Here is a 15879-nt window from a genome sequence, read left to right on the forward strand (position 1 = left end):
GTCCAATTAAACTCTCCTGAATTTAATCGTGTACTTAAAAATTTACAGAGCATCACATCCGGGATTTATCGAAACAAAATCGCTCTTTATCGAAACTATTTGAGCTTTTATCGAAACAAAATCTCATTTTATCGAAACTTTTTGGGCTTTTATCGAAAAACAAGCTCTTTCTAGCAAAGAAATCAGTAATGTTCCGATAAAACATAAAAACAGTGAATCCGCATGCATTTGGATTCACTGTTTCTCTTTAGAATTTCGAGCCTTTATCGCCGTATTCGTTTAGTAGTTCTTCAAACGATTTGTTTTTTTCGCGTTGCTTGCGCTCAAAGGCTAGCTTTGCTTGACGTTCTTCTTCAGCAGCTTGTTCTTTCACTGTTAAATCTTGCTTTGTAGCTTTTAATTTGGCTAGCACATCACCGCCTAGCTGATCGGCTAATGTCACTGCCTCCTGCTTTGGTAGACTAGCTGTTATGCTACTATCTACGCGTTGCTGTTGTTTTCGTTTTTTTCCCATTGCATTTCACCTTCTTATTCACTTCAAGGGCGCTTGACAATTGTTGCCACACCTTGCCCACCACCGATACATAGCGTTGCGAGACCTGTTTTTGCATCACGCTTTTCCATCTCATGTAACAGCGTTACTAAAATACGTGCTCCACTTGCACCAATTGGATGACCAAGGGCAATTGCTCCCCCGTTCACATTTAGTTTATCATGATTAAAGCCTAGTTCGCGATCTACAGCAATCGATTGAGCTGCAAAAGCTTCATTCGCTTCAATTAAATCTATAGTATCTAATGTTACATCAGCCTTTGCTAATGCTTTCTTTACTGCCGTTACTGGGCCTGTTCCCATAATGGCTGGGTCAACACCTGCGCTTGCATTTGCTGTAATTAATGCCATTGGTCGAATGCCTAGCGCTTCCGCTTTTTCTTTCGACATGACAACGACCGCCGCTGCGCCATCATTAATGCCCGATGCATTTGCAGCTGTCACAGAACCATCCTTTTTAAAGGCAGGACGTAGTTTAGATAGAGACTCAGCTGTAACACCTTGACGCGGGAATTCATCCTTATCAAAAACAATAGGATCTCCCTTGCGCTGAGGAATTTCAACCGCTATGATTTCATCGTTAAACTTTCCTGCTGTAATTGCCGCTTCTGCACGCTGTTGTGAACGTGCTGCAAAGGCGTCTTGTTCCTCACGAGAAATCTCATAGATATCACATAAATTTTCAGCTGTAACGCCCATATGATAGTCATTAAAGGCACACCATAAACCGTCATGAATCATCGTATCTACTACTTTTTGATCCCCCATGCGGAAGCCTTCTCGTGCATTTTTTAATACATACGGTGCTTGGCTCATATTTTCAAAGCCACCTGCAACGACAATATCCGCATCCCCAGCTAAAATGGCTTGCGTCGCTAAGTGAACAGCTTTTAGTCCTGAGCCACATACTTTATTAATTGTTAATGCTGATACTTCATGTGGTAAACCTGCTGCAATTGCTGCTTGACGAGCTGGATTTTGTCCAAGTCCAGCTGACAAGACATTCCCCATAATGACCTCGTCAACTTGTTCACCTGCTACACCAGCACGTGCTAATGCTTCTTTAATAACTATGCTCCCTAATTTTGTCGCTGGTACGTCCTTTAATGTTCCTTGAAATGAACCAATAGCTGTACGTACTGCACTTACTATTACTACCTCATTTGTCATAAACATTCTCCCCTTTTCCCCGTTCAAAAATGAACACTGCATGCATATGCTACTAGCAGATATATCTATTTTAACAAATATTTTGACGATTTTCGATAATAGAAATAATCGCAGTTTTGCCAAAGATATTGTAAAATGTTGACGTGTTTTAAACAATCTCAGTTGGGAACATTACAATTAAACAATGTGCATGCATACGAAAGATGTCGTTTGTATGCCTAGACAACAAAAGAAACAGGACGTGGAGGTGTTAATAATGAAAAAGAAAATGCTTTTATTTTCAGGTATAACGACGACGCTTGCCGCAGCAGCAACAGGTCTGTTTGGCTTCGCGCTCTCCAATAAATTAATGTTCATTAAGCAAAAGGATCCTGAATTTGTTCGTGAACGTGAAACGACTGCAAAACGTTTTGACGAAGCTTGGTACAATAAAAATTTAAAATGTGAATTAAATATTGATTCTCCAAATGGCTATACGATTCGCGGTATTATGTTTCAGCCTTTGGAAACAAACAATACCATCATTATTTGCCATGGCGTAACGGAAAATAAAATTAACTCTGTCAAGTACGCTCGACTTTTTGAACGTCTTGGATACAATTCCGTTATTTTTGACCATCGTAGGCATGGGGAAACAGGTGGGAAAACGACTAGCTACGGCTATTATGAAAAAAATGATCTTGACGCAGTTGTCAAAACTGTCCAGGCAATGATTGGTGAAGATGCTCTTCTTGGTATTCATGGTGAATCGATGGGTGCCGCAACAATGCTCCTATATGCAGGAACTGTAGAGGACGGTGCGGATTTCTATATTTCTGATTGTGCGTTCTCTGATTTTTCAATGTTGTTAAAACAAATTGCGAAAACAGAATTTAAATACGGTTCGATTATTCCTATTCGTTTTGCCGATTTCTTCGTCCGCTTACGAGACGGTTATTCCTTTAAAAGTGTGACTCCTTCTGAGGCTGTGTCAAATATTAATAAGCCTGTACTCTTTATCCATAGTATCCCTGACACATTTATTCCAGCTTCCATGTCATTGGATTTATACAATAAAAAAACTGGACCTAAGAAGCTACAGCTGTTTGATAATGGTGCTCATGCTCAATCCTTTAATGAAAATATGGCTGAATATGAGGATTTAATCCATGATTTTTTAGAAAACTTCATCTACCAAAAAATTAATCGTGATTCTTCTTCGTCCAATGTCATTCCATTTCATTTTTAGTTGTATCAATAGGTTTCATTTTAAAGTATAGTTCTTCTGCAAAAAGTAGGGTTGATTTCCGTTCCGTGGGCGCTTTGTTGTTGCCACTTCGCTTTCGCACAGACAGAGCTTCCTGGGAGCGTCCGATGAGCCGCTTTGCTGCGCTCCAATCAACCAATTCACATAGCATGTCTCTTTAATTTATAGCGATAGTACAAACATCAACACTGTATCCGTGTGAAAGCAAAGCAGCACGATTCTCACAAACATCATGAAAAACTATGCAATAATGCACTCCACCTCCAATTGTTAAATGGTCTAACAATTAGGGTGCAGTGCATTCATTTCACGCAAGGTTTTTTAATTTTTTTATTCTGCAAAAACGATATGCCATTCATCGCGTTTTGCTAAAAATTCTTTAGCTAACGCTTGTGCACCCTCTAGACTATGGCTAGCTGCCCAGCCGCATTGCACTTCATTGCACGCTGGAACTGCAGTGGCTTTTGTTACATCTGTAAATGTTTTTTCTAAAATATTCAATAAGTCTTCGTAATCATTGTGATTGATTAGTGATACATAAAAGCCCGTTTGGCATCCCATTGGACTGAAATCAACAATATGATCAGAGTAATTGCGGATAATGTCAGCCGATAAATGCTCTAAGGAATGTAATGCAGGCATTTGCATATGCTCTTTATTAGGCTGTTTAAAACGAATATCATATTTGTACACTTCATCGCCTTTTTTTCCTGATTTAACACCTGCTAAACGTACATATGGCGCTTTTACTTTCGTATGGTCTAAATCAAAGCTTTCAACATTTGTTTTTTCTTTCTGCAATGCACACAACTCCTTTAAATAGAATATTTCCATTATAACGAGTTTTCCGATAGAATTATATGCTTTTTACAAATTATTTATATTATTCGTAAAAATCGATTTAATTCGAATATTCGGCTTGTGGTAGATACCACTAAAAAAACTTAAAAAAGCAACTGGCCCAGGCTTGGACTAGTTGCTTTTTAAAAATTCCAATTATTTTTGGAATTTATTCATTTGTGACATCATTTGGCGTACTTGCTTTTCAGACGGCGTACGACCCATCTGCGCCATCATCATACGAATCATTTGCTCGTTAATCGGTGGGTTTTCTTTTAAATATTTCATCATAGCTTGACGAGCTAAAAAGAACCCAAGTGCTGCGCCCGCTGCTAATGCGATAATTACAATAATAATCCAGCCCCATGTAGGCATACAACCAACCTCCTCCACTACAATATATACCGAGAAAAAAACTCTCCACGCTCCATTATACACCAAATATTAGCGTGTTACTATATATTGTAGTGAATTTTCCTAATGCATTGTATACTTCATTGGCTTTAGCCACCCACACTCATTATCTTGTTTATTAAATGCAATAAAGCGTTCGCTCATCTTTGCAAGCATTTGGAATAGATCCAAATCAAGCATCCGTGAACCCTCACAATAGACACAAATTTTGCGTTCCACTAAATAAATAGCCATTTTTCCTTTTATAGGATGTTCTAAAAATAATGCATTTCGAGCTCTCTCTAAATGTGCATACTTGGAATCTAGTTGCGCCTCTAGCATCGTAGCTATCTCATCGAAGCGAACGGTTTCACATATATATGCGAGTTCTTTTAAGGATTTCTCGTTAGCGTCTTCACAGCCTTGCATCATTTCTAACAACTTACGCTCTCTGCCGAAAATAAACGTTAAATGCTCTTCTTTTATTTTATATATGGAATAGGTTCTCACTAGAAATCCTCCTTCGCTCATTTCTTTTTCATAAGTATAGCTCATCCAAACTCTTTAATTTGTCAAAAGAAGGAGGCATTCATCTTCTATTTTTGTCGAAAACTTTCTACTTTCAGTTCTATTAATTACATTATGGCTAATTGCATTTTCGTTTTTTTATAGTACTTAGAATACTCTCAGCCTCAAGACCTAGAGTAAAATCAATTTCCAGTCCGTTTTAGCAAAGCGCGCTAATAGGTAATATAAAGGTATCAACGAAAGGAGCTAGAACATATGAGAAAATTTTTTCTACTAATAGGAGGCTTTATCGCAGGATGTGTTGCACTCGCTTTAACTGGACCGCTTGCAGGGCTACTATTTTCAGGATTATTTGTAGCACTCGGTATGCACTTCTACACTGCGAGTAAATCGTCATTCGGCAAAATCTTATGGGTTACAGTAGGTCTGATAGGTGTTCTATCAGCAATATCTAATATCCCAGCAATGATTGGTTTAGCAGCAATCGCTGTCATCTACGTTATCTATAAAAAATGGAACAACGAAGATGTAAAAATCCCAACAATTGAAGCTAAAGAAGAAGATCCGTTTACTAACTTTGAAAAAGAATGGTCTAACTTAACAAAATAAAAGGAGCGAATTAACATGAACTTATTTCAACGTTTTAAATATACAATAGAGGCAGACTTGCATCATTTATTTGATAAGAAAGAACAAAAAAATCCAATTGCGATGTTAAACCAATACATTCGCGAAGCTGAAAAACAAACAGAGCAAACTGGAAAATTATTAGAACGTCAAGGTCAATTAAAGGAAAAACTAGAGCAGGAATTTAAGCAAAATGCAGATTTACTAGCTAAACGTGAAGCTCAACTTAAATTAGCGACTACTAGCGGTGAGCAAGATTTAATCGATTTTGCTACGGATGAAGTAGCTGCTTACACAGCACGTAACAATATATTACAAACTAGTATTGAAGCAAGCACACGTGAATACTTCGAACTTGAACGCAAATTTGAAACGATGAAACACAAAATTAAAGATATGAAAGTACGTCAATTGCAGCTTATGGGCAAAGAAAATGTCACACGCGCTCACCATCAAATGGACGGGATGATTGCTAAAAACAATAAAACCAATTTTGAAGATTTAGAATCATACATCGATAAGCTTGCTTACCAAATCGACAAAGATCATGAAATAACATCTTTCGAAACTCGTCTTGCACAGCTTGAAAAAAATGTCGCAGAAGATAACGCACCACTGCTAATTGAAAATAAATAACATGTTATAATAAAAAGAAATGCGCCGTATTTAGAGGCGCATTCTTTCACGTTTTGAAATAGAGGGACCCATTCCCTCTCTTATACTCTTAGTAGAAAGAAGGGTGACCCTCTTGCAAAATTTCACAACTAATAAGCTCACTTTTTGGGTACTATGCTTCTTTTTACTCGTTTTTGTCGAGCTCACAATTTTTAATAACGGTGGCGCCTTTTGTCTATTGATTGGAGTAGGACTTCTTTATTTAAGTTTCTCGAAAAAAAATCGTTTCTTTAAATGGACGGGAATTTTCTTTATTTCGATTGCACTCTTTACGATGTGGAGTTTACGCTTATTTATCGTCATTATTCTTTTATATATGCTCTATCAATACTTGCAAAGAGAAAACACGGTCAAAGTTGTTGGTGCGGAGCTTTTCGAAAAGCTTCCTGCTACAAAAAGTGAATTATTCGGAACATTAGCGGCACCAGTAGAAGCTTATAAATGGCAAGATGTCCAAATACAACGACTTGCAGGCGACATTACGATTGATACAACACAAACAATTTTACCTACCGGCACAAGTATTATTACGATTCGACAAGGGATTGGTAAGGTACAAATTTATATCCCATATGAAATTCCATTCCGCTTACACTATACAACATTGTTTGGTGAATTAAAGTGCCTACATGTTGGTCCACAACGTATACTCAATGAAAGTGTAAGTTTCTCAGATGGAAACCCTGAGGATGCAAAGCGTACCCTTGTTATACATGTTGCAACATGGCTTGGGGACTTGGAGGTGCTACGCAAATGATTGCCTTTATCTCAAGAATATTTACCCTACTTTTTATATTGATGAGTGCTGCATTTGGCCTCCTTGTCGTTGTTTGGGGCGAGCCAAACGAGAAGACATGGGAGCCCTTATGGCAACAGAATTATAATAATATTCCACTCGGTGGTTTTATTGTCGTTATTCTTTTTGCGCTTAGTTTAATGATTGCAAGCTGGATTAGTATGACTGCTCGTGCTAGAGAGGCTCAGGCAACCCGTATCGTGAAACAGTTAGTAGAACCGGATTTTGTCTTACCTAAAAAGCAACCTTTACCAAAACCCTTGAAGAAAGCTTTAGTTCAAACAAGTGAATTAATTGATACGCAACGAAAAAGCTTACAACGCTTATCGAATGAACGTGCAGAAGCTAATGATAAAATTATTCAAGAACGTATTGTTGCTGAACGTCAACGTCTTGCTCGCGAGCTCCATGATTCAGTATCACAGCAATTATTTGCAGCTTCGATGTTACTTTCAGCCTTAACCGAAACCGATGAAAATGCTACGAGCTTAAAGCAGGTCGAAAAAATTGTGCAACAGGCACAGCTTGAAATGCGTGCATTATTATTACACTTACGCCCAGTTGCTCTGCATAATAAAACGCTGGCACAAGGTCTTGAGGAACTAATTATTGAGCTACAGCAAAAGGTATTTTTTCATATTGAATATGAACTTGAAGAAATGTCGTTATCCAAAGCGGAAGAGGATCATTTATTCCGTATTGCACAGGAAGCATTATCGAATACGCTACGTCATGCCAAAGCGAGCGAAGTTGAGTTATTGCTCGTTGCCCGCGATGATTTAGCAATTTTGCGTATTCAGGACAATGGCCTCGGCTTTGATGTCGAAGCCGATAAATCTACTTCTTATGGTCTACAAAACATTGCTGAACGTGCGGTAGAGATAGGCTGTATGTACAAAATTGTTTCAGTGCCTGGGGAAGGTACAATTGTAGAGGTGAAAATCCCTTTACAAAAGGAGGTTGAAGTGAATGATTCAAGTGTTAATAGTGGATGACCATGAGATGGTGCGTATCGGTGTATCTGCCTATTTGTCAGCACAACCAGATATCACCGTTGTAGGTGAAGCTGAAAATGGCAAAGAGGCAGTGGAACGCGCTCTCGCCTTGCGTCCAGATATTATTTTAATGGACAATGTAATGCCCGTCATGACAGGAGCTGAGGCGACAGCTGAAATTTTAGCAGCATGGCCAGAAGCAAAAATTATGATGGTGACAAGTTTTTTAGATGATGACAAAGTCTATCCTGCATTAGAGGCTGGTGCAGTCAGTTATATTTTAAAAACGTCAAATGCAAAGCAAATCGCCGATGCCATTCGTAAAACAATGGGTGGCGAAACTGTTTTAGAGCCAGAAGTAACATCAAAAATGATGCATCGTATGCGCCATGGCTCTAGTACCCCACTGTATGAGCAGCTTACCGATCGTGAAATGGAAGTATTATTGCTTATGGCTCAAGGCAAAGCAAATCAGGAAATCGCCGATGAACTATTCATTGCATTAAAAACTGTAAAAACACATGTCAGCAATATTTTAGCGAAACTGGATGTTCAAGATCGCACGCAAGCGGTTGTCTACGCTTTTCAAAACGGTCTAGCGAAGTGAGATTTTCCAAAAAATACGAAACTGCATTTCTACCAATGCAGTTTCGTATTTTTTACCCTAATCTATTAAAAATTTCTTGAAGCTCGTTTACACTGTTAACTATGTATGTTGCTTGTACATCCGTTAATTCGTCAAGTGAGCCATAGCCATAAGTAACACCGATCGAATCCATTTGATTTTCATGTGCCCCTACAATATCGTATTTACGATCACCAATCATAATAAATTGATCGATATTGACTTCATCAAAATGTTCGCGTACGAATGCGATAACTTCTCCTTTAGCTGAACGTGTACCATCTAAATTACTACCTGCTACGAGGTCAAAAAAATCTTCTAGATTGAAATATTGTAAAATTTTTTCTGCAAATACAGTTGGCTTAGATGTAGCGATCGCTAACTGATATCCCTCTTTCCGTAAATATTCTAATAATAAGGATATATTTTGATACAATTTATTCTCATACATGCCGATTTGAATAAATCGTTCACGGTAATAGGCAATCGCTTGCTGAATTTGAACATCATCCAATCCATATATTTCTCGAAATGATACTTGTAAAGGCGGCCCAATAAACGTTTCAAGTTTATTTAAGTTTTCTTCAACTATACCAATTTTTTGTAAAGCGTATTGGACAGATTTCGTTATCCCTACTTTAGGATCAGATAGTGTGCCGTCTAAATCAAATAAAACAATGCTATACTTTTTCATACCTAGCTCTCCTTTTATTTTTATAGAATTGATTGATACACTGTTGAACCAAAATCATGAATATCCTTAATATAATCAAAACCTTTAGGTGAACCAAAGCTATTAAATCCACGAACTGCCGTAATATTTTTATTTGGAATTACCAATATTGCAACACTTGTGTAACCAAGTAGTTGAAAGCTTCCTTGTGGCAATACTGGGCTTAACTCTGTATTCCCCTCTCTTTGTTGAGGCTGAACAAACCAGAAAAAACCATTAGTTGGTAGATTCTTTGGTTTAGAAATAGGAGATTGAATTGTCGTCATTAGCTGTATGATTTCTTCAGGTATCATTTGTTTTCCATTCATTCTCCCTTTATCAAGAAGCACTTGTCCCCACTTAGCTAGCTCTCTTAAAGAGCTATACATATTCATTTTGCTGCCATCACAAACATCGCTTTTATACCAAAATGGACTATCATTATGTATTACTTCTACATGTTGTTCCCATTTTTCACTAAACCAATTTGTCTCAGTAAAAGACAATGTCTGAAATATTTGCTCATTTACAATTTCTGCAATAGTTTTTCCAGTGACCTTAAAAATAACTTTGGCAAGTAATTCTACATTGATATCTCGATATGCCCAGTTATATCCTGCTTTAAATTCTTTCATTACTTTTTCATTTTGTAGACGCAAACCGTGAGTATGTGTTAGAAGGTGTCTAATCGACACATCTGCAAAGACTTTTTCATCTTTTAAATAATCACTTAATTTATCATCTATTGAGGCAATATAGTTATGATAAATCGCATATGCTACAGCAAATCCTACATAAGTTTTGCGAACTGAAGCAAGATGAAAAAGAGTATGTGGACCTACCCTCATCGCGTCTTTTTGTCGCCCTTGTACACCAAAATATTCTTCTAGTACAGTTTGACCCTGTTTATAAATAATGACTCCGCCACCTGTACAATCTAATTCTGAAAAAGTTCCCTTTACTTGTGTAACTATATTTTGTAGCTTCATTTAAAAACACCCCTTTTGCGAACATCACTAAAATATTCTAAAAACTCATACTATCATTGTATATCAAATGGGAAATAACACCACAAAAGTTTATGTCCCTTAATCGAATCCTTTTAACGCGAAAAAATACCGCAACACTCAGTGGAGATTTAACCCTTACTGAGTATTGCGGTATTTAATAAATTATAGAGCTTTAACCTTCGCTACAACATTTTCTACTGTGAATCCGTATTTTTCCATTACTAATTCACCTGGTGCAGAAGCGCCGAACTTGTCAATTGCAAGAACGTCCCCTTCAAAACCAGTGTATTTATGCCAGCCGAATGATGCGCCCATTTCGATTGCTAAACGTTTTGTTACAGCTTTTGGAAGAACAGATTCTTTATAAGCTGCGTCTTGCTTTTCGAAGCGATCCATCGATGGCATTGAAACAACTGCCACATCCACGCCTTCAGCTTTTAGTGCTTTTTGTGCTTCAACTGCAAGTGAAACCTCAGAGCCTGTTGCAATTAAAATGGCATCCGCCACTTCTTTTGTAGCAGGAGATACTGTATAAGCACCTTTTGTAACACCTTCACGCACTGTATCAATAGATGCGTCAAGAACAGGTAAGTTTTGACGAGATAATACTAAAACAGTTGGTGTTTTTTCAGATGCTACTGCTAGCTCCCATGCAACTGCTGATTCATTTGCATCAGCTGGACGAACAACAGATAAATTAGGCATTGCACGTAAAGATGCAAGGTGTTCGATTGGTTCGTGTGTTGGACCATCTTCCCCTACAGCAATTGAGTCATGTGTAAATACATAAGTAACAGGAAGACCCATTAATGCAGAAAGACGTACAGCTGGACGAACATAATCAGAGAATACGAAGAATGTACCACCGAATACGTTTAGACCACCATGAAGTGCCATACCGTTCATAGCAGCACCCATTGCAAATTCACGTACACCGAACCAAATATTACGGCCAGCATAATCATCTGCAGAGAAATCTCCAGCGTCTTTCATCGTAGTTTTGTTTGACCCAGCAAGGTCAGCTGAACCACCGAAGAATGATGGTGTTTTCTTCGCAATTGCATTGATTGCATCTCCTGAAGAAGAACGAGTTGCTACTGATTTACCTGCTTCATAAACTGGTAATTCTGAAGCGAAATCTTCCGGTAATTGACCATCCATTGCGTTTTCAAATTGCGTCGCTAATTCTGGGAACTCTTGCTTATATGCTTCAAACTTAGCATTCCAAGCTTCTTCAGGTTGTGCTCCTTGAACTTCAGCAGCTGCTGCAAATGTATCATAGGCTTCAGCAGGAATTTGGAATGGCTCGTGCGCCCATTCATAAGCAGCTTTTGTTAAAACGACCTCATCTTGACCAAGTGGTGCACCGTGAGAAGCAGCTTTACCTGATTTGTTTGGTGAACCAAAACCGATAACAGTTTTCACTTCGATAATTGTTGGCTTGCCAGTTGATTTTTTAGCTTCTTCGATAGCTGCGTTAATTGCTTCAACATCTGTACCATCAGCAACTTTTAAATAGTTCCAGCCATAAGACTCAAAACGCTTTTGAACATTTTCTGAGAATGATTTTTCTAAATCACCATCTAAAGAAATATCGTTTGAATCGTATAAAACGATTAACTTTTCAAGTTTTAAGTGACCTGCTAAAGAGATAGCTTCAGCTGCTACACCTTCCATTAAATCGCCATCGCCACAAAGTGCAAATGTATAGTGATCAACGATGTCATGTCCAGGTTTATTGTAAGTAGCTGCTAAATGGCGTTCAGCCATTGCCATACCAACTGTCATAGCAATACCTTGACCTAGAGGACCTGTTGTTGCCTCTACTCCTACAGTATGACCATATTCAGGATGTCCTGGAGTTAATGAATCCCATTGACGGAAGTTTTGAATTTCTTCCATTGGTAAACCGTAGCCCCCAAGGTGAAGTAGGCTGTATAGAAGCATAGAGCCATGACCTGCAGAAAGTACAAAACGATCGCGGTTATACCATTTTGGATTAGCCGGATTATGGCGAAGTTGTTTTGTCCAAAGCGTATAAGCCATTGGCGCTGCCCCCATCGGTAAACCTGGGTGACCTGAGTTTGCTTTTTCAATTGCATCGATTGACAAAGTTCGGATAGCATTAATCGCTAGTTGATCCGCATGTTGAGTCATTATTTTGTGACATCCTTTCTCGTCCTATATATTGTTCTTATACAGTTTAGTCAACATTGCTTCAGAAAACAATATTTTTGTTATACTATTTATGTTTTATTACATACTTTATCTTTATTCAGTAGAAATATTTATTTTAAATTTAATATTTTCACAGCAGTGAAACCGTATGAGACTAACTGAATAAAGATAATGCCTCCGGCGGATGTTCGGATTTTGAAAGGAATTAATATAAAGTTGTTAGCATAAAACCTTCGCGTCCTGCGAAAACGGCTAACTGACATGCATCGGTAAAAACGCCACGTCCTGTGGCATTACCGAAATGACCGACATCGTGTCGGCCCTCGTGCAGGCCTAAGCACAATTCAAAATCCAGACGCAATTACGCCGAGGCGTAATTGATTTAAATGTGACACATTAATTTAGAAATTTATTTTTTTTCGCTTGTTTAACTTTTTCTGGTGTTACATCATTTCCTTCAGCATCTACCACTTTTACGTTTTCAATTGTATCACGCATCGTTGCTCTAAATGTATCTAGGTATTCCTTACGAAGCGCTGTTCGCTCTTTAGCTTCTGCCTCTGTTAATGTACCATTTTTAGACTTAGCAGAAAGTTCATTGATTCGGTTAATTTTTTCTTTTGATAACATAATTACACACCTTTCAATACATATCTTAATGAATATGGTATGCAAAGTATAGCATGTATTCCCTGAAAATGCAGTAATACCAACCTTTCAAGTATCACTTTATTCTTTAAAGTAGTGCAATCTAAGTTTGCACTGTTAACTGATAATTTTCCGGGTGCTTTAAACATTCTACTATTTGAATACGTTTATCAATGGTTATTTTTCTCCCTTTAGTCATAGCTTTGTTCATTCCTTTACCTAATTCTTTTAATTCACTATGACTAGAATACTTATGAATTCATTTTCGAAAAACACGTATATCAGAAATGGAGTAGTTTCGAACACACTCTTATAAAGAATATTTTTCTATAGATAAGCTTTAACTGTAGTCTTTCAGTTACATCTTCGATTTTTCTCCTTCCATTTAAAGACGATCTCAGCAACTTTATAAAATAGTTGGTGATATTTTATATTTCTTTACATATCACAACTCAGATGCTTATGCTTACTTCGGATCATAAAAAAATACTCCCCTTAGATAACAGATTTTTATTTTTTATCTGTCTACCTAATAGGGAGCATATCAACATCCAGTTCGCTAAATAATGGTATGCATTGTTTTCAATTTTGTTGAGATTAGGTGTATAAACTCTTTCACTTTAAATTGACTGGTTGTTGTTGTGTAACGCAATGAATCATACCACCATCTTTATAAAGCTCCCTTACATCAATACCGATTACCTTACGATCAGGGTATAGTTTTTGGATTATATCGTTTGCTATTTTGTCATTAGGGTCATTATAATTTGGAACTAACACAACTGTATTCCCAATATAATAATTTACATATGACCCTTTATACTTCAAATTCTTTCCGTTATCTAAAACTACATTATTTTTACTGATTGGTAAATACACATACTGATATGGCTTATCGGAAGAATTCTTTGCATGCATTAATGTTTTAATATCCTTATTGGAGAGACCCCATTCTTCTAAATCATCCTTTTTCATTGTAATGATTTTAGATTTATCATGGAATTTTGCAAAACCATCTATATGAAAATCTGTAATATCTAGGTTTGGCACACCATCTAACCAAATAAAGTTAGTAGCGCCAAGATTTTCTCTCACATACTCCTCAATTTCTGATTCAGATAGTTTAGGGTTTCGATTTTTATTAATAACAGCACTACGTGTTGATAAAAAAGTACCATTACTATCCAGTTCAAATGCTCCGCCTTCGAGTACCACACTATTTAGATTTATTCGTTCCATACCTAACTGCTTACTAAGAACACTTGGTATTAAAGCATCTTTTTTATATGGTGTTTTCTTACCCCACCCATTAAATCTCCAATCCATGAGTTTCATATTGTTATCTTTATCATATACAAAAATTGGTGCTGTATCTCTTGCCCATACATCGTCAGTAGGAACAATATAAAAATCGATTTTATCCATATTTATACCTTCATCATACAGAAGGTCATAAATATAATTCTTTTCATATTCATCATAAGCGATAATATGGACATTTTCTCCTTCGCTAAGGGCAGCCGTCATCTCAATCCAAATTGGTTCAATCTTTTCTACATAACCTTTACCATATGTAAAGGAATGTGGCCATTGTAACCACGTACCTTCATGTTCGCTGCTTTCATCTGGCATTGTATACTTACCTACGTATTGTTTTTTCACGTATTCGCTTCCCTCTACTTTACTCGGATTACACCCTCCCATAATGAACCCAGCCGTTAATACAGCCCCTGCGCAAAATACAATAAATTTTTTCATAACCAAGATCTCCTTAAGTTTTTATAGTTTTCTCTTGGAAATAGAATAAGGTTTGACATAGTGTGAAGGTCAAGCAATTATTGCATCGGCCTTTTGCAGACGGGAAAGCTAATTTGCGTCACATACTCCTCTTCATGACAGTCACATTCTGAACCTTTCAAGTAGGTTTCATATGGTGGACCATCCATGCTGTAGCCATTGCTTTCTGCCCACTCTTCAAGCGCCATGTGTGCGTATCCGATATAGTCATAACTTCCGAAATGCAAAGTAGTAGCAACAATATTTTGGGGAAGTTTTTTTATTTGCCATTCTCCTGATATTTTTTCGTCATTTCTACGAATGATTGGAATTATTAATTCAATATCACATTGTTCAGGGGTAAACTCTTCATCAAAAAAAATGGTTGAGGGAACACTAAGTAACTGAATATTACTATCTTTCGCCTTTTCGTAAAGGGAATCAATATACCTGTCCATGTCATCAATATTAATTTGCAATCTTTGACTTACGACACTGATCTCGCTTCTTATTCCAAGCGATATATCATATGATTTTCTTATTCCTTGTAATAAATTCACTTTCTTTTCAATCAATTCTTGCATCTCCGTAATAATCTGTCTATTTCGACTCATTTCGTTTGATATTTCATCTATTTTCGTTTGTATCATGCCGATAAACATTGTACTGTCTGATGATTGGAGGATCGTTCTAATTTCGGTTAGAGAAAATCTATATTCTTTTAGTTTCTTGATTCGTAATGCCGTTTCTAATTGGCTCTGGTCATAATATCTGTAACCGTTTGTTGAATCTACAAGTACTGGTTTCAAAAGTTCTTCCTTATCATAGTGTCGTAACATGCGAGCACTCATTTTGCAAAGCTGTGAAAATCTGCTGATTGTGTACATACTTCTCCCTTACGTATTGTAATTATATTTTTCAGGTGAAATCGGTAGTAAAATGTCTGAAGTTTATGATATCAATAGCTTCTCGCAAAAAGCAAGAATGTGAAGTAAGAGCGTATTCCTTAAGGCATTGAAAAGTACTGGTATATCTAAACTTCAATACAGGTATTTCGGCATCCATATGCAAGCGGCAATAACCAGACTCGCTGTCATTTGTCATTTCT

18 protein-coding genes are annotated in these 15879 nt (G+C 37.3%); 6 read left to right on the top strand and 12 right to left on the bottom strand.

Features of this window, described 5'->3' with window-relative positions:
* Window positions 1-247: 247 nt before the first annotated feature.
* Together ABNX05_RS10180 and ABNX05_RS10185 are read right to left on the bottom strand one after the other, a co-directional pair.
* On the bottom strand, window positions 248-514 hold the full coding sequence (locus tag ABNX05_RS10180; protein ID WP_349659621.1) for a YqkE family protein: 267 nt from the start codon (window positions 512-514) through the stop codon (window positions 248-250).
* Between the two features lie 23 nt (window positions 515-537).
* Window positions 538-1722 (bottom strand): acetyl-CoA C-acetyltransferase, encoded by a 1185-nt coding sequence (locus tag ABNX05_RS10185; RefSeq protein ID WP_349659622.1) that lies wholly within the window; start codon window positions 1720-1722, stop codon window positions 538-540.
* 256 nt (window positions 1723-1978) lie between these two features.
* Here ABNX05_RS10185 and ABNX05_RS10190 point away from each other — a divergent pair, with 256 nt between their 5' ends.
* Window positions 1979-2950 carry an alpha/beta hydrolase gene (locus ABNX05_RS10190; protein ID WP_349659623.1) on the top strand — a complete coding sequence of 324 codons (972 nt, stop codon included), beginning with the start codon at window positions 1979-1981 and terminating at the stop codon, window positions 2948-2950.
* A gap of 348 nt (window positions 2951-3298) precedes the next feature.
* Here the strand turns inward: ABNX05_RS10190 and ABNX05_RS10195 are convergent, their stop codons facing one another.
* The 3 genes from ABNX05_RS10195 to sirA form a co-directional block, all read right to left on the bottom strand.
* Window positions 3299-3802 (bottom strand): S-ribosylhomocysteine lyase, encoded by a 504-nt coding sequence (locus ABNX05_RS10195; protein WP_349659624.1) that lies wholly within the window; start codon window positions 3800-3802, stop codon window positions 3299-3301.
* A gap of 162 nt (window positions 3803-3964) precedes the next feature.
* A complete protein-coding gene (locus ABNX05_RS10200) occupies window positions 3965-4183 on the bottom strand; it encodes a YneF family protein (RefSeq protein WP_049668607.1) in 219 nt (72 codons plus the stop codon).
* Window positions 4184-4285: 102 nt separating this feature from the next.
* A complete protein-coding gene (gene sirA / locus ABNX05_RS10205) occupies window positions 4286-4711 on the bottom strand; it encodes a sporulation inhibitor of replication protein SirA (protein ID WP_053483154.1) in 426 nt (141 codons plus the stop codon).
* Window positions 4712-4984: 273 nt separating this feature from the next.
* On the opposite strand from sirA, the gene ABNX05_RS10210 reads away from it, so the two are divergent.
* From ABNX05_RS10210 to ABNX05_RS10230, 5 genes are all read left to right on the top strand, one after another.
* Window positions 4985-5338 (top strand): lmo0954 family membrane protein, encoded by a 354-nt coding sequence (locus ABNX05_RS10210; RefSeq protein ID WP_349659625.1) that lies wholly within the window; start codon window positions 4985-4987, stop codon window positions 5336-5338.
* Between the two features lie 15 nt (window positions 5339-5353).
* Window positions 5354-5992, top strand: a complete 639-nt coding sequence (locus ABNX05_RS10215; protein ID WP_349659626.1) for a PspA/IM30 family protein — start codon at window positions 5354-5356, stop codon at window positions 5990-5992.
* 103 nt (window positions 5993-6095) lie between these two features.
* A complete protein-coding gene (liaF, locus tag ABNX05_RS10220; RefSeq protein ID WP_349659627.1) occupies window positions 6096-6788 on the top strand; it encodes a cell wall-active antibiotics response protein LiaF in 693 nt (230 codons plus the stop codon).
* A complete protein-coding gene (locus ABNX05_RS10225) occupies window positions 6785-7822 on the top strand; it encodes a sensor histidine kinase (RefSeq protein ID WP_349659628.1) in 1038 nt (345 codons plus the stop codon). The genes liaF and ABNX05_RS10225 overlap by 4 nt, the downstream gene beginning before the upstream one ends.
* Window positions 7797-8429, top strand: a complete 633-nt coding sequence (locus ABNX05_RS10230; RefSeq protein ID WP_349659629.1) for a response regulator transcription factor — start codon at window positions 7797-7799, stop codon at window positions 8427-8429. The genes ABNX05_RS10225 and ABNX05_RS10230 overlap by 26 nt, the downstream gene beginning before the upstream one ends.
* A 52-nt stretch (window positions 8430-8481) precedes the next feature.
* Here the strand turns inward: ABNX05_RS10230 and ABNX05_RS10235 are convergent, their stop codons facing one another.
* The 7 genes from ABNX05_RS10235 to ABNX05_RS10265 form a co-directional block, all read right to left on the bottom strand.
* Entirely contained in the window at window positions 8482-9141 is a 660-nt protein-coding gene (locus ABNX05_RS10235; RefSeq protein WP_349659630.1) for an HAD family hydrolase, read from the bottom strand.
* 20 nt (window positions 9142-9161) lie between these two features.
* The gene (locus tag ABNX05_RS10240) at window positions 9162-10148 is read right to left on the bottom strand and encodes a serine hydrolase domain-containing protein (RefSeq protein ID WP_349659631.1); all 987 of its coding nucleotides are present in this window, start codon (window positions 10146-10148) and stop codon (window positions 9162-9164) included.
* Between the two features lie 183 nt (window positions 10149-10331).
* A complete protein-coding gene (gene tkt, locus ABNX05_RS10245; RefSeq protein ID WP_349659632.1) occupies window positions 10332-12326 on the bottom strand; it encodes a transketolase in 1995 nt (664 codons plus the stop codon).
* A gap of 226 nt (window positions 12327-12552) precedes the next feature.
* Window positions 12553-12690, bottom strand: coding sequence for a hypothetical protein (locus ABNX05_RS10250; RefSeq protein ID WP_349659633.1), 138 nt, complete (start codon window positions 12688-12690; stop codon window positions 12553-12555).
* 53 nt (window positions 12691-12743) lie between these two features.
* A complete protein-coding gene (locus ABNX05_RS10255) occupies window positions 12744-12977 on the bottom strand; it encodes a DUF896 domain-containing protein (RefSeq protein WP_079560654.1) in 234 nt (77 codons plus the stop codon).
* A 633-nt stretch (window positions 12978-13610) separates the two neighbouring features.
* Window positions 13611-14753, bottom strand: coding sequence for an agmatine deiminase family protein (locus ABNX05_RS10260; RefSeq protein WP_349659634.1), 1143 nt, complete (start codon window positions 14751-14753; stop codon window positions 13611-13613).
* A gap of 77 nt (window positions 14754-14830) precedes the next feature.
* Window positions 14831-15658: a MerR family transcriptional regulator gene (locus tag ABNX05_RS10265; protein WP_349659635.1), complete on the bottom strand. Its 828-nt coding sequence runs from the start codon at window positions 15656-15658 to the stop codon at window positions 14831-14833.
* Window positions 15659-15879 lie beyond the last annotated feature (221 nt).

This window comes from Lysinibacillus zambalensis, from assembly GCF_040183165.1.
GTDB lineage: Bacteria > Bacillota > Bacilli > Bacillales_A > Planococcaceae > Lysinibacillus > Lysinibacillus zambalensis.

Excerpts from the sequence above, each read along its gene's own strand:
- ABNX05_RS10265 (WP_349659635.1), bottom strand. The coding sequence starts at position 15,658 with ATGTACACAATCAGCAGATTTTCACAGCTTTGCAAAATGAGTGCTCGC.
- ABNX05_RS10260 (WP_349659634.1), bottom strand. The coding sequence starts at position 14,753 with ATGAAAAAATTTATTGTATTTTGCGCAGGGGCTGTATTAACGGCTGGG.
- ABNX05_RS10190 (WP_349659623.1), top strand. The coding sequence starts at position 1,979 with ATGAAAAAGAAAATGCTTTTATTTTCAGGTATAACGACGACGCTTGCC.
- ABNX05_RS10210 (WP_349659625.1), top strand. The coding sequence starts at position 4,985 with ATGAGAAAATTTTTTCTACTAATAGGAGGCTTTATCGCAGGATGTGTT.
- ABNX05_RS10180 (WP_349659621.1), bottom strand. The coding sequence starts at position 514 with ATGGGAAAAAAACGAAAACAACAGCAACGCGTAGATAGTAGCATAACA.
- ABNX05_RS10255 (WP_079560654.1), bottom strand. The coding sequence starts at position 12,977 with ATGTTATCAAAAGAAAAAATTAACCGAATCAATGAACTTTCTGCTAAG.
- ABNX05_RS10200 (WP_049668607.1), bottom strand. The coding sequence starts at position 4,183 with ATGCCTACATGGGGCTGGATTATTATTGTAATTATCGCATTAGCAGCG.
- ABNX05_RS10230 (WP_349659629.1), top strand. The coding sequence starts at position 7,797 with ATGATTCAAGTGTTAATAGTGGATGACCATGAGATGGTGCGTATCGGT.
- tkt (WP_349659632.1), bottom strand. The coding sequence starts at position 12,326 with ATGACTCAACATGCGGATCAACTAGCGATTAATGCTATCCGAACTTTG.
- ABNX05_RS10185 (WP_349659622.1), bottom strand. The coding sequence starts at position 1,722 with ATGACAAATGAGGTAGTAATAGTAAGTGCAGTACGTACAGCTATTGGT.
- ABNX05_RS10215 (WP_349659626.1), top strand. The coding sequence starts at position 5,354 with ATGAACTTATTTCAACGTTTTAAATATACAATAGAGGCAGACTTGCAT.
- ABNX05_RS10235 (WP_349659630.1), bottom strand. The coding sequence starts at position 9,141 with ATGAAAAAGTATAGCATTGTTTTATTTGATTTAGACGGCACACTATCT.
- ABNX05_RS10195 (WP_349659624.1), bottom strand. The coding sequence starts at position 3,802 with ATGGAAATATTCTATTTAAAGGAGTTGTGTGCATTGCAGAAAGAAAAA.
- ABNX05_RS10225 (WP_349659628.1), top strand. The coding sequence starts at position 6,785 with ATGATTGCCTTTATCTCAAGAATATTTACCCTACTTTTTATATTGATG.
- ABNX05_RS10240 (WP_349659631.1), bottom strand. The coding sequence starts at position 10,148 with ATGAAGCTACAAAATATAGTTACACAAGTAAAGGGAACTTTTTCAGAA.